The sequence below is a fragment of the Streptomyces sp. NPDC059080 genome (assembly GCF_042739975.1).
GTDB lineage: Bacteria > Actinomycetota > Actinomycetes > Streptomycetales > Streptomycetaceae > Streptomyces > Streptomyces benahoarensis.
This window is the reverse complement of sequence record NZ_JBHYGX010000056.1, coordinates 1-13,162: the sequence shown is the minus strand read 5'-3', so window position 1 is coordinate 13,162 and position 13,162 is coordinate 1. Positions and strand designations below refer to the sequence as shown.

Annotated in this window: 9 protein-coding genes; 5 read left to right on the top strand and 4 right to left on the bottom strand. The window is 72.6% G+C overall.

Annotated features, from left to right (window positions below):
• Positions 1-948 precede the first annotated feature (948 nt).
• A complete protein-coding gene (locus ACFWWQ_RS27685) occupies positions 949-1,173 on the bottom strand; it encodes a hypothetical protein (protein ID WP_384601624.1) in 225 nt (74 codons plus the stop codon).
• Between the two features lie 304 nt (positions 1,174-1,477).
• Between ACFWWQ_RS27685 and hemB the strand changes: the two genes are divergently transcribed.
• Positions 1,478-2,467 carry a porphobilinogen synthase gene (hemB, locus tag ACFWWQ_RS27680; RefSeq protein ID WP_384601621.1) on the top strand — a complete coding sequence of 330 codons (990 nt, stop codon included), beginning with the start codon at positions 1,478-1,480 and terminating at the stop codon, positions 2,465-2,467.
• A gap of 62 nt (positions 2,468-2,529) precedes the next feature.
• On the opposite strand, the gene ACFWWQ_RS27675 is transcribed toward hemB, so the two are convergent.
• The gene (locus ACFWWQ_RS27675) at positions 2,530-3,423 is read right to left on the bottom strand and encodes a LysR family transcriptional regulator (RefSeq protein ID WP_384601618.1); all 894 of its coding nucleotides are present in this window, start codon (positions 3,421-3,423) and stop codon (positions 2,530-2,532) included.
• A gap of 506 nt (positions 3,424-3,929) precedes the next feature.
• On the opposite strand from ACFWWQ_RS27675, the gene ACFWWQ_RS27670 reads away from it, so the two are divergent.
• Together ACFWWQ_RS27670 and ACFWWQ_RS27665 are read left to right on the top strand one after the other, a co-directional pair.
• Positions 3,930-4,973, top strand: coding sequence for a nitronate monooxygenase (locus ACFWWQ_RS27670; RefSeq protein ID WP_384601615.1), 1,044 nt, complete (start codon positions 3,930-3,932; stop codon positions 4,971-4,973).
• 315 nt (positions 4,974-5,288) lie between these two features.
• Complete coding sequence (locus ACFWWQ_RS27665) at positions 5,289-7,280, top strand: FAD/NAD(P)-binding protein (protein WP_384601613.1); 1,992 nt, start codon at positions 5,289-5,291, stop codon at positions 7,278-7,280.
• A 62-nt stretch (positions 7,281-7,342) separates the two neighbouring features.
• Here ACFWWQ_RS27665 and ACFWWQ_RS27660 read toward each other — a convergent pair whose 3' ends face one another.
• Positions 7,343-8,494 (bottom strand): YeiH family protein, encoded by a 1,152-nt coding sequence (locus tag ACFWWQ_RS27660; protein ID WP_384601610.1) that lies wholly within the window; start codon positions 8,492-8,494, stop codon positions 7,343-7,345.
• A 70-nt stretch (positions 8,495-8,564) separates the two neighbouring features.
• Here ACFWWQ_RS27660 and ACFWWQ_RS27655 point away from each other — a divergent pair, with 70 nt between their 5' ends.
• The gene (locus ACFWWQ_RS27655) at positions 8,565-9,545 is read left to right on the top strand and encodes a LysR substrate-binding domain-containing protein (protein ID WP_384601607.1); all 981 of its coding nucleotides are present in this window, start codon (positions 8,565-8,567) and stop codon (positions 9,543-9,545) included.
• A gap of 126 nt (positions 9,546-9,671) precedes the next feature.
• Here the strand turns inward: ACFWWQ_RS27655 and argS are convergent, their stop codons facing one another.
• Positions 9,672-11,450, bottom strand: a complete 1,779-nt coding sequence (gene argS, locus ACFWWQ_RS27650; RefSeq protein ID WP_384601604.1) for an arginine--tRNA ligase — start codon at positions 11,448-11,450, stop codon at positions 9,672-9,674.
• Positions 11,451-11,631: 181 nt separating this feature from the next.
• Here argS and lysS point away from each other — a divergent pair.
• A partial coding sequence (gene lysS / locus ACFWWQ_RS27645) for a lysine--tRNA ligase (protein WP_384601601.1) occupies positions 11,632-13,162 on the top strand: 1,531 nt, incomplete at its 3' end.

Here is a 13,162-nt window from a genome sequence, read left to right as displayed (position 1 = left end):
GGTGCCACCCCCCGGCGGGCGCCACAGTGGTTGGGGGGGGCTTGTGACCCCCCGCTCTCTGGGCCACCCCCCGTTTTGCGGGGGGGGGCCCCCGGCCCCCCGCACCCGGGGGCCCCGGTGGGCCGGGCGGCGGCGCGGCGGGCGGTCAAAGATCAAAGAACTCTGGGAAAGAACCTTCCAAACCGACCAAACCCCGTGTACGTCACTCATGGGGGTGAACGGGAGCAACTCGGCTGGCGCGAGGGTTGGTTGGGCGGGCAGGCTCGCCCATGCCAACGCTTGTTGGCATGGGCTGCCCTCGCCGGGACCGCATCCCGGTGCGAGGGCCTGACCGTCAGAGGAAGAGAAGCCTTCCCCATGGCTGAACAGATGCTTGGCGCCGCCGAGTTCCCGCAGCGCCGTGTTCGACGAACCACCGCCCACACCGGTGTCACCCACGTCAGGGTGGATCAGCCTGACGGGTTCACGATCATCGGTAATCACCTTGCCCAGCACCGCGGCCTGTCCTTGACCGCGATCGGAGTGGGCACCCACCTCCTGTCACTGCCCGAGGGCGCCGCGGTCGACATCCGCACCCTTGCCGAACGCTTTCCCGAGGGGCGCGACCGGATCGCCTTCGCGCTGCGGGAGCTGGAGGCCCACGGATATGTCGAGCGGGCACGGAGGCGTATGGCAGACGGGCGCTTCATTACGCGGACCTACGTCCACCACGTCCCCGGCCTCACCCGGGCCCTTGGCGCAGGGACGGACCGTGACCAGAGGGAGCATCCAGGCCGGGGTGAGCGTCCCGCTCGGGGTGAGAGCCCAGGTCGGCCGGAACATCCGCCGCCGCCCGCCCTGGCCGAGCCCTGCCCAGTACGGCCCGTCGCGTCCGTATCGCCGGTGCGGCCCGTCGTGCCCGTATCGCCGGTACCTCCCAGCCCACAGGTGCCGTCCGTACGGCCGGATTCACCACCACCGGCGGAAGCGCCCCGCAGCGAGCACCTCGGCGAGCACCACGGCGAGGCCACCGCGCTCCTGGCGGGCCTGCGCCACACCGATGACCGGCTCACCCTCGCCGGACGGGACGTACACCGTCTGGCCCCCGCCGTCGCCGCATGGTTCGAGAACGGCGCCAGCCCTGCGGCCGTCCACCGGACTCTGACCGCGGGCCTTCCCTCCGATCTGAAGCACCCGGCCGGACTCCTCGCCCACCGTCTCCGGGAGTTCCTTCCGCCGCCTCTTCCCGCAGGTCCGGTGGGTGTATCGGGCCCTGATGAGTCCGCCCGGCCCCGTCCGTACCCGTTCCAGACCTGCGAGGGCTGCGAGCGCGCCTTCCGCGATCGGGGGCCGGGGCTCTGCCGCGACTGCCGTGAGGAGCGCGACCGCCGCGGCAGACCCGCGGTCCGCGGCGCTACCACCGCAGCCTGATGAGACGGCCGCAGGTCCGACGCCGCGTCGGCAAAGGCGGGCCCGGGGCGGGCGTAGCGTGGAAGGCATGACGAAGTACGGAACCTTCCCCGGCGCGCGGCCCCGGCGGCTGCGGACCACCCCCGCCATGCGGCGGATGGTTGCCGAACACCGTTTGCACCCGGCCGATCTGATCCTCCCGGCGTTCGTCCGCGAGGGGATCTCGGAGCCGGTGCCGATCTCGGCGATGCCCGGTGTCGTCCAGCACACCCGGGACACGCTCCGCAAGGCGGCGGTCGAGGCGCTGGAGGCGGGTGTCTCCGGGATCATGCTGTTCGGCGTGCCCGAGGAGGCGAAGAAGGACGCGGCGGGCACCGCCGGTACGGACCCGGACGGCATCCTCCAGGTCGCGCTGCGGGACGTCCGCGCCGAGGTCGGCGACGACCTGGTGGTCATGTCGGACCTGTGCCTGGACGAGTTCACCGACCACGGCCACTGCGGGGTGCTGGACGCGCGCGGCCGGGTCGACAACGACGCGACGCTGGAGCGGTACGCCGAGATGGCGCAGGTCCAGGCGGACGCGGGCGCCCATGTGGTGGCGCCCAGCGGCATGATGGACGGCCAGGTCGGCGTCATCCGGGACGCGCTGGACCAGACCGGCCACGAGGACGTGTCGGTCCTCGCGTACACCGCGAAGTACTCGTCGGCGTTCTACGGGCCGTTCCGCGAGGCGGTCGGCTCGTCGCTCCAGGGCGACCGCAAGACGTACCAGCAGGACCCGGCGAACCTCCGCGAGTCGATGCGGGAGCTGGCGCTCGACCTCGACGAGGGCGCCGACATGGTGATGGTGAAGCCGGCGCTGCCCTACCTCGATGTGCTGGCGAAGGTCGCGGACACGGTGGACGTGCCGGTCGCGGCGTACCAGATCTCCGGTGAGCTGGCGATGATCGAGGCGGCGGCGGAGAAGGGCTGGATCGACCGGGACAAGGCGATCCTGGAGACGCTGACCGGCATCAAGAGGGCGGGCGCCGATCTGATCCTCACGTACTGGGCGACGGAGGTCGCGCGCGGGTTGTGAGCGGGGGCGCGCGCCGTGCGGTGCGCTCCCTTCCGTACGGCGCTCGGTGATCGTGGAGGCGGTCACCGGGCGCCGTGGTCGTTGCCGGGGGCGGTGTCGGCGGTGGCCGTGCACTCGGGTGCGGTGGCGGCGTGCAGGAATTCCCGGAGCAGGGGGCGGCGCCCGCCGGTGGGGAGGTGGGCGAGCCGGACGGGGATGGTGGGGGCGTTGGTGATCGGGATGAAGCGGACGCCGGAGTGGGCGGCGCGGCGGGCGGCCAGCGCCGGGACGACGCCGACGCCGCGGTCGGCGGCGACGGTCTCCAGCCACTCGTCGTAATTGGCGCAGGGGATGACGGTGCGCGGGGTGACGGCGGGGTGCCAGGAGCTGGGGGTGGTGGTGCCGGTGACGGTATTCACCACGAGCGGCCACTGGTGGAATTCCGACCAGTCGATGCTTTTTCGTGCCGCGAGAAAAGAAGATGTTGATATCGCGGCAATGCGCTGTTCGTTGAAGAGCGGATGGACGGTCGCCCCGGTGAGTTCGAGATGGCCGCGTAATAGGGCGATGTCGATGCGGGCCGTTTCGAGGGTGGCGACGGGATGGTCGACGCGGGCAAGGGTGACCTTCGCGTCGGTGGCGCGCTCGAAGCGGGCGATGGTGCGTTGCGCCCACGGGTCGGGCAGCAGCCAGCTGAAGCCGAGGCGGAGCGTGCGGTGGGTGCGCATGTCCCGGGCCGCCTGGTCGAGGTTGCCGAGGACGCGGCGGGCGTGGAAGAGGAATTCCTCACCGGCCGGGGTGAGGGCGACGTGCCGGGACGAGCGGTCGACGAGGCGAATGCCCAGGGTCGCTTCCAGCTGTTGAATCGTGCGGGAGAGCGCGGGCTGGGTGACCATTAATTCGGTCGCGGCGCGGGTGTAGGAGCGGTGATGAGCGAGCGCGGTGAACGCGCGTAAATGTCTCAGTTCCAGGTCCATGCCCGGGAAGCATAGTTCAGCAGTGAGAAGCATTTCTCAGCGCTCCGACCGCTCCGTAGGGTTACCGAGCGAGCAGGACTTTTCGGGCAGTTCTTTCTTTGCGGTGGGGGTGCGCGGTCCGTATGGCCACGTATGACGTCAGGGGGCGGGCCGGGGCGCGGCGCGGACTCATATGCGGACTCATATACGGGGTGGGCCGCCGCCCGCGGGCGCCCCGGGCGGTACGCCGCCCTTAAGGCGCCGGTGCGCCCTCCGGCCGCGATCTTCCGCCGCCCGTCGCCCGCCATCTCGGCATCGTTCACCTTCCCCGCCGGGGCGCCCGCCTCCGGCCGAACCGCGCCGCCTCCGTGTTCCCGGCGCGTCGCCCCTTCCGCGAGCCGCCCATGCCCCCAGACTCCGTCGTGCCCCGCCCCCGACCTCGGCTCCCCCCGCTCCTCGCCCCCCCCGCTCCTCACCCCCACCTCCCCTCACCCCACTTCCCCTCACCCCACCTCGAAGGAACCGTCGTGTTCGACCTCTCCCAGCTGCGTATTCCGATCGTGCAGGCCCCGATGGCCGGGGGCCCGGGCTCCGTCGCGCTGGCGGTCGCCGTCAGCCGGGCCGGTGGCCTCGGTACCCTCGCCGCCGGTTACCAGACCCCCGCGCAGCTCGCCGAGCAGATCGCCGGGGTGCGGGCGGGGACCGACGCCCCGTTCGGGGTGAACGTCTTCGTCCCGCAGGAGGTCCCGCACCCCGACACGATCGCGCCGTACCGCGCGGAGCTGTCCGCGGTGGCGGAGCGCCGGGCGGTGACCCTGCCCGAGCCCGATCAGGGCGACACCGACTTCTGGGACGAGAAGATCGCGCTGCTGACGGAGAGTCCGGTGCCTGTCGTGTCGTTCACGTTCGGCGCGCCGCCGTCCGAGGCCGTCGAGGCGTTGCGGCGGGCGGGCAGCCGGGTGGTCGTGACGGTCACCACGGTCGCCGAGGCGGAGGAGGCCGAGGTGCTGGGCGTCGACGCGCTCTGTGTGCAGGGCCCGGAGGCGGGCGGGCACCGCGGCACCTTCGACCCGTACGCCGAGCCGGACCCGACGCCGCTGGCCGCGCTGCTGGCGGCCGTCGTGGCGGGGACGCGGCTGCCGCTGATCGCGACCGGCGGCCTGGCGACCGGCGCGGACATCGCGGGCGTGCTGAACGCCGGGGCGACGGCGGCGCAGCTGGGCACCGCGTATCTGCGGACGCCGGAGGCCGGTACCGCCCCGGCGTACCAGGAGGCGCTGACGCGGCCGGAGTTCGACACCACGGTCGTCACCCGGGCGTTCTCCGGCCGCTACGCGCGCGGGCTGCGCAACCGCTTCATCGAGGAGCACGATGCGTCCGCGCCGGTCGGCTACCCCCTCGTCAACCAGCTCACCAAGCCGCTGCGGGCTGCCGCCGCGGCCGCGGGCGACGCCCATGGGCTGAGCCTGTGGGCGGGCGTCAACTACCGCAAGGCGGAACGGGTCCCGGCCGGGGAGCTGACGGAACGGCTGTGGGCCGACGCCTCCGCTGCCCTGCACCGGGCCCGCTGACCGCGGACCGGGTCACCGGTCTCGATCGTTCCCCCTCCCCGCGGGCCGCACCACCGGCCCGCGGGACCCCTCCCGGCCACCGGGCTCCCGCCACCCGGCTCCGCCCACCGGGCGCACCGTTCGTACGACAGGCACCGCACGCACCACCGGCACGACAGCACGACATGCACCACCGGCACCACGTTCCTCACAGCCATCACGTGGGCCGTTCGCACCGTGTGATCCGTCCGATGCGATCCATCTGATGTGATCCGTCCGATGCGATCCATCCGATGTGAACCGTCCGATGTGAATCCGTCCGATCGGAGAAGCGGAATGACGAGCCGAACTGTCGCCGTCGTCGGGCTCGGCCCGCGGGGCCTTTCCGTCCTGGAGAGACTCGCGGAGAACGCCCGGCACAACGCCACCGAACACCTCACCGTCCACCTCATCGACTCCCACGCCCTCGGCTCCGGCCGGGTCTGGCGGCCGGAGCAGTCGCCCGAGCTGCTGATGAACACCGTCGCCTCCCAGGTGACGCTCTTCACCGACGACAGCGTCAGCTGCGCGGGCCCGGTCGTCCCCGGCCCGAGCCTGTACGAGTGGGCCCGCAATGCCGTCCATCTCGCACAACTCCGCACCACCGCACCGCACTTGGAGGCCGAGGCGGCGCGGCTCGGCCCGGACGACTACCCGACCCGGGCCCTGTACGGCCGCTATCTGCACTGGGTCCTGGAGCATGTTTCGGCCCGGCTGCCCGCCACCGTGCACCTGGTGCCCCGGCACACCCGGGTCCGGGCGATCACCCGCGGTCCGGACGGGCGGCTGGTCCTGGAGACGTCCGACAGCGGGCGGCTCACCGCCGATCAGTGCGTGCTGGCGCTGGGCCATCTGCCGGGCGCGCTCGGCGCCCGCGAGCGCGGACTGCGGGACTTCGCCGCCCGCTACGGTCTGCGCTACTACCCGATGGCCAACCCGGCCGATGTCGACCTGCGGGACATCGAACCGGGCGAGGGCGTCCTCGTCTCCGGTCTCGGCCTGAACTTCTTCGACTATCTCGCGCTGCTCACCACCGGGCGCGGCGGCCGTTTCGTGGAGACCGGTGACGGCCTGAAGTACCTGCCGTCCGGCGCCGAACCGTATCTGCACGCCGGTTCGCGGCGCGGCATCCCGTACCACGCCCGTGGCCACAACCAGAAGGGCGTCACCGGGCGCCATCTGCCGCGGTTCCTCACGCCGGACGTGATAGCCGGCCTCCAGGAGCGCGCGGCCGACGGCGGCCTCGACTTCGACCGCGACGTGTGGCCGCCGGTCTGCCAGGAGGTCGAATACGTCTACTACCGGGCGCTGCTGGAGGAACGCGCCCGGTGGGAGGCCCGGTCGCGTACGGATGCGGAGACGGGCGAGGCGGACCGCCCCGGGCTCGCCGTGGTGGACGAGTTCGCCGCCGATGAGGCGCTGCTCGCCGCGCTGGCGGGCGACCCCGCGGACAAGGAGCGCGCGCTCACCGCCCTCGGCATCACCGGGGACGACCACTGGGACTGGGAGGACGTCCGCACCCCGTACCGCGACGCCGCGCCCGCCGATCACGGTGCGTTCTCCGCCTGGCTGCTCGACCATCTGGCGCAGGACGTACGGGACGCCGTCGGCGGCAACGTCCGCAACCCGCGCAAGGCGGCGCTGGACGCGCTGCGGGATCTGCGCAACGAGGTCCGGCAGGTCGTCGACCACGGCCGGATCCTGCCGGACTCACACCGCGACGCCCTCGACGGCCACTACACCCCGCTCAACGCCTTCGTCTCCATCGGGCCGCCCGCCCGCCGGATCGAGGAGCTGATCGCGCTGCTGAAGGCGGGCATCGTCACCATCGGCGGCCCCGGCTTCACCGTCGAGGCCCATCCGGACGGCCACTTCACCGGCCACGCACCGGGCCTGCCCGGCAGCCGCCGCGAGGCCCGCGTCCTGATCGAGGCGCGGCTGCCCCCGGCGGGCATCGCCCACACCGACGACCCGCTGACCGGCCAACTCCTCGCCGACGGCCTGGCCCGGCTGCACACCCTGCGCCGCGGCGACGCGGTCCACGCGACCGGCGCCCTGGAGGTGACGGGCCCGCCCTACCGCGTCGTCGACGCCTCCGGCAGCCCGCACCCGGACCTCTACGCGTTCGGCGTCCCCACCGAGGGCGTCCACTGGGCGACGGCGGCGGGCGTCCGCCCCGGCGTCGACTCCGTCATCCTCGGCGATGCGGACGCGGTGGCCCGCGCGGTCCTGGCGGCGCTGCGGGAGCCGGACGGGTCCTGGGGGCGGGAGCTGACGGCTCGGACGTGAACCGAGACCGCGCCGCCCCCTGACGGATCAGGGGGCGGCGCGGTCGTGGTCGTACACCCGCCTCACGTAAATGCCAGGATCCCTGCCAGTGACAGCGCCCCGGCGAGGACCGTGGACACCGCCCCGAGCGCGACCGGCCGCGCCCCCGTCCGGATCAGCGACATCAGGTGCACCGACGTGCCGAGCCCGAAGAGCGCGCCCGCCAGCAGGAGCGTGGTCAGGGTCTGGGTGGCCGTCAGGACGGACGCGGGCAGGACGCCGGAGCTGCGGATGGCGACCATCGCGATGAAGCCGAGGACGAAGAGCGGGACCAGCGGGGGGCGCTTGCCGGTGGCGTCCGGGGTGCCCTTGCGGCGGCGGACGATGCTGTAGCCGGCGATGAGCGGGGCGAGCAGCACGACGCGGGTCAGCTTGACGACGGTGGCGACGGCGAGGGCGGCGGGACCGGCGACCGAGGCGGTGGCGACGACCTGCGCCACCTCGTGGACGCTCGCGCCCGACCAGATGCCGAAGGAGGTGTCGGTCAGGCCCAGCGGGTGCTGGAGCAGCGGGAGCAGGACGATCGCCAGGCTGCCGAAGATCGTCACCAGGGCGACGCTGGTGGCAAGGTCCTCCTCGTCGCTGTCGCTGACCGCGTCCATCGCCGCGGCGGCCGAGGCGCCGCAGATGGAGAAGCCGGTGGCGACGAGGAGGGTGGTGCCGGGGCGGACGCCCATTCGGCGGCCGAGCCACATGGTTCCGGCGAACGTCCCGGCGACGGTGACCGCGACCACCAGCAGCACCCCGGGGTCGAGCTGGAGCACCTGGGAGAGCGCGAGCTGGAGGCCCAGCAGGACGACGCCGGTGCGCAGCAGCTTCTTCGTGGCAAGCTTCGCGCCGGGCAGGACGCGGTCGCCGAGCAGCCCGGTGTTACGGGCCAGCGCGCCCAGCAGCACCGCGATCGTCAGGGCGCTGACCGCCGGGACGAGGCGGTTGAGGCCGTACGAGACGGCGACGCCGACGACGACCACGGCGAGGCCGGGGCCGTGGTGGGCGAGCCAGCCGGGCCCGCCGCCGTCACCGGGCGAGGGCAGGCCGGAGCCGGACGGCGCGGGGCTCTCCCCGGGAGCGGCGTGCTCCGCGGGGGCGTCCCCGGCGCTTCGGAGGAGAGGTTCGGCGGCCGGTTCCGGGTCGCTGCGGTGGGAAGGGCGGGCGGTCCCGTCAAGAGGGGGCATGTCCTGATCGTCCGATCGGGGGACAGTTCGCGGTAGCCACCAACCCCCTATGCACCCATAGACTTGTGCTATGGACGGCCAATACGCTCTGAGGACGGATCTGCGGTCGCTGGAAATGCTGCTCGCGGTCGTCGACCAAGGCAGCATCGGCGGCGCCGCGCGGGCCCTACAGGTCGCGCAACCCTCGGTCACCAACCGCATCAAACGACTGGAGCGGCACCTCGGGCTGACCCTGGTCGTCCGCTCGCCGCGCGGCTGCCGGCTCACCGACGAGGGCGTCGCGGTCGCCGACTGGGCCCGCGAAGTCCTCAGCGCCTCCGACCAGTTGGAGACCGGCGTCGCCGCGCTGCGCCGCAACCACGACTCCCAGCTGAGCGTGTCGGCGAGCCTGACCGTCGCGGAGTACCTGCTGCCCCGGTGGCTCGCCGATCTGCGGCTGCGGTCGCCGGAGACGGGCGTGGCGCTGCGGATGTGCAACTCCGAGCAGGCGGCCCAGGACGTGCTGCACGGCGCTGCCGACCTCGGCTTCATCGAGGGCCCGCGCACCACGCGCGGGCTGCACGCCCGGGTCGTCGCCGTCGACGACCTCGTCATCGTCGTGGCGCCCGGCCACCCCTGGTCGCGGCGACGGCGCCCGCTGACCGTCACCGAACTGGCCGCGACCCCGCTCATCGCCCGTGAGAAGGGCTCCGGCACCCGCGACACCCTCGACCACGCCCTCGTACGGGCCGGTGCGGAGAGCGCCGCCGCGCCCCGCCTCGAACTGGGCTCGACCGCCGCGATCCGTACGGCGGCGCTGACCGGGCAGGGCGTCGGCGTCCTCAGCCGGTTCGCGATCAGCGACGACATCCGGGCCGGGCGGCTGCGCGAGGTCGCCGTCGCGGACGTCGATCTGCGCCGCCGGCTGCGGGCCATCTGGCGCTCCGGCTCCCAGCTCTCGGGGCCCGCCGCCGACCTCACCAACTGCGCGCTGCAGTCGAGCTGGGGCCGCCCGGCCCGGGGGCGTACGCCGCGTCCGGTCCGTACGAAGGCGGAGACGGCGGCGGGCTGAGCCGGGCCCGACCACCTATGCGAACGGCCCCGTATACGCGAACGGCCCACGCCACCGGATCGCGTATACGCGCACGGCCCCGGCGGAAGCCGGGGCCGTCGGTACGCCCGGGGGGCGCGGGGCGGGTCAGAGGCGCTCGGGGGTGCGGATGCCCAGCAGCCGCATGCCCTGGTGGAGGGTGCGGGCGGTCAGATCGCAGAGGAAGAGGCGGTTCTCGACCTGCTCGGGCGTCTCCGCCTTCAGGACCGGGCACTGGTCGTAGAAGGTCGTGTACAGCGACGCGAGCTGGTAGAGGTACGCGGTCACCTTGTGCGGCGCGTACTCGGCGGCGGCGTCCGCGACCGTCTCCGCGAACTGGTCCAGGTGCAGACCGAGCGCCCGCTCCGCCGGGGCCAGCGCCAGCTGCGGGTGCGCGACCGGCCGCGCGTCGCCCGCCTTGCGCAGGATCGACTTGATCCGGGCGTGCGCGTACTGGATGTAGACCGAGGTGTCGCCGTTGAGCGAGACCATCTGGTCCAGGTCGAACTTGTAGTCGCGGTTGGCGGAGGTGGAGAGGTCCGCGTACTTCACCGCGCCGATACCGACCTGCGCGCCGCGCTCGGTGATCTCCGCCTCGGTCAGGTCCTGGGCCTTCTCCCGGACCACGGACGCCGCCCGGTCGATCGCCTCGTCCAGGAGGTCCACCAGCCGCACCGTCTCGCCCTCACGGGTCTTGAACGGCTTGCCGTCCGCGCCGAGGACCGTGCCGAACGCCAGCTGCTGGGCGGTGGTGCCGTCCTTCAGCCAGCCCGCCCGGCGCGCCGTCTCGAAGACCATCTTGAAGTGCAGCGACTGCCGGGCGTCGACGACGTACAGCAGGGTGTCGGCGCCGAGGTTGCCGACCCGGTCGCGGATGGCGGAGAGGTCGGTGGCCGCGTAGCCGAAACCGCCGTCGGACTTCTGGACGATCAGCGGGACGGGGTTGCCGTCCGGGCCCTTGACGTCGTCGAAGAAGACGCAGAGCGCGCCGTTGGAGCGGACCGCGACGCCCGACTCCTCCAGCAGGCGGCAGGTCTCGGTGAGCATGGCGTTGTAGCCCGACTCACCGACCACGTCGGCGTCGTGGATCTCCATGTCGAGCTTGTTGAAGACGGAGTAGAAGTAGACCTTCGACTCGTCCACGAACTTCTGCCACAGCGCGAGGGTCTCCTCGTCGCCCGCCTGGAGGTCGACGACCCGGCGGCGGGCCCGGTCCTTGAACTCCTCGTCAACGTCGAAGAGCGCCCGGGACGCCTTGTAGAGGCGGTTGAGGCTGGACATCGCCGCCTCACCGGCCTGCTGCGACGCCTCCTCGGGCTTCTGCGCGGCCTGGTGGTCCAGCTCGTGCGGGTGCTCGATGAGGTACTGGATGAGCATGCCGAACTGGGTGCCCCAGTCGCCGATGTGGTGGCGGCGGACCACCTTCTCGCCGGTGAACTCCAGGATCTGCACGACGGCGTCGCCGATCACCGCGGACCGCAGATGGCCGACGTGCATCTCCTTGGCGACGTTCGGCTGCGCGTAGTCGATCACCGTCGTGCCGGGCTGCTCGGCGTACGGGACGCCCAGCCGGTCGTCGGCGGCGCGGGCGGCCAGCGTCCGGACGATCGCCTCGTCGCTGAGGGTGATGTTGAGGAAACCGGGGCCGGAGACCTCGATGTCCTGGATCAGCTCGGGCGCGGAGATCTCCCCGACGACCTTCCCGGCCAGCTCCCGCGGGTTGCCCTTCAGCTTCTTCGCGAGCGCCAGCATGCCGTTGGCCTGGAAGTCGGCCCGGTCGCTGCGTCGCAGCAGCGGGTCGGCGGGGCCGGCCTCCGGCAGGGCTGCCGAGAGGGCGTCCGCGACGCGCTGGTGGACCGTAGCTGCGAGGGAGGGGACCGAAGCCATGGGGTGCTGCCGTTCCGTTGGAGGCGATCAGGGAGGTGGGGATGTGACGTAAAGGGTTTGCCGGTCAGTATTCCATGGCGGTTCCCTCGGTTTTCCGTCTGGGAGAATGGGAGCGCCGGGCGTGTGCCCGTCAGCGAGCAACCGTGAGCGATCAAGCGCAGCGCGCTGCGCGGAGAGCGCCGTGAGCGCAGAAAAGGAAGGGCCGACCGTGGCTCAGAGCACCGAGACAGCCGACTGGGTCTCCCGTTACGCGGATGAGGTCATCGCCGAGTCGGAGCGTCGCGCGCCTGGCAAACCGGTCGTCGTCGCCTCCGGCCTCTCGCCCTCCGGCCCGATCCACCTCGGCAACCTCCGCGAGGTCATGACCCCGCACCTGGTCGCCGACGAGATCCGCCGCCGCGGCCACGAGGTCCGGCACCTGATCTCCTGGGACGACTACGACCGCTACCGCAAGGTCCCCGCGGGCGTCGACGGCGTCGACGAGTCCTGGGCCGAGCACATCGGCAAGCCGCTGACGTCCGTCCCGGCGCCGAAGGGCTCCGCGTACGCGAACTGGGCCGAGCACTTCAAGGCCGCGATGACCGCCTCCCTCGCCGAGATGGGCGTGGAGTACGACGGCATCAGCCAGACCGCGCAGTACACCTCCGGCGTCTACCGCGAGCAGATCCTGCACGCGATGCGGCACCGCGGCGACATCGACGCGATCCTCGCCCAGTACCGCACCAAGAAGGCGCCCGCCAAGAAGTCGCAGAAGCCCGTCGACGAGGCGGAGCTGGAGGCGGCCGAGGGCTCCGGCGCCGCAGGTGAGGACGACGGCAGCGCCGGCGGCGCGGGCTACTTCCCGTACAAGCCGTACTGCGCGGCGTGCGGCAAGGACCTCACCACCGTCACCGCCTACGACGACGCCAGCACCGAGCTGACGTACACCTGCTCCTGCGGCCACGGCGAAACGGTCCGGCTGAGCGAGTTCAACCGCGGCAAGCTGGTCTGGAAGGTCGACTGGCCGATGCGCTGGGCGTACGAGGGCGTGATCTTCGAGCCGAGCGGCGTCGACCACTCCTCGCCGGGCTCGTCGTTCCAGGTCGGCGGCCAGATCGTCGGGATCTTCGACGGTGCGCAGCCGATCGGCCCGATGTACGCCTTCGTCGGCATCAGCGGCATGGCCAAGATGTCGTCGTCCAAGGGCGGCGTGCCGACCCCGGCCGACGCGCTGAAGATCATGGAGCCGCAGCTGCTGCGCTGGCTCTACGCCCGCCGCCGCCCCAACCAGTCGTTCAAGATCGCCTTCGACCAGGAGATCCAGCGGCTGTACGACGAGTGGGACCGCCTCGGCGCCAAGGTCACCGACGGCTCCGTGCTCCCCGCGGACGCCGCCGCGTACGCCCGCGCCGTCGGCACCGCCGCCGGTGAGCTGCCGCGGACGCCGCGCCCGCTGCCGTACCGCACGCTCGCCTCGGTCGCCGACATCACCGCCGGGCACGACGAGCAGACCCGCCGCATCCTCAGCGACCTGGACCCGGCCAACCCGGTCACCACGCTCGACGAGGTCCGGCCCCGCCTCGACCGCGCCGAGCACTGGATCACCAGCCAGGTCCCGGCCGATCAGCGCACCATCGTCCGCGCCGGACTGCACCTTCGTGGCGTTCTCGGTGGCCTTCGCCAGGTCGACCTGCTTCGCGTAGAACTCCTCGGCGCGCTTCTCGCCGGTGGTG

Excerpts from the sequence above, each read along its gene's own strand:
- hemB (WP_384601621.1), top strand. The coding sequence starts at position 1,478 with ATGACGAAGTACGGAACCTTCCCCGGCGCGCGGCCCCGGCGGCTGCGG.
- ACFWWQ_RS27675 (WP_384601618.1), bottom strand. The coding sequence starts at position 3,423 with ATGGACCTGGAACTGAGACATTTACGCGCGTTCACCGCGCTCGCTCAT.
- ACFWWQ_RS27665 (WP_384601613.1), top strand. The coding sequence starts at position 5,289 with ATGACGAGCCGAACTGTCGCCGTCGTCGGGCTCGGCCCGCGGGGCCTT.
- ACFWWQ_RS27660 (WP_384601610.1), bottom strand. The coding sequence starts at position 8,494 with ATGCCCCCTCTTGACGGGACCGCCCGCCCTTCCCACCGCAGCGACCCG.
- ACFWWQ_RS27655 (WP_384601607.1), top strand. The coding sequence starts at position 8,565 with ATGGACGGCCAATACGCTCTGAGGACGGATCTGCGGTCGCTGGAAATG.
- argS (WP_384601604.1), bottom strand. The coding sequence starts at position 11,450 with ATGGCTTCGGTCCCCTCCCTCGCAGCTACGGTCCACCAGCGCGTCGCG.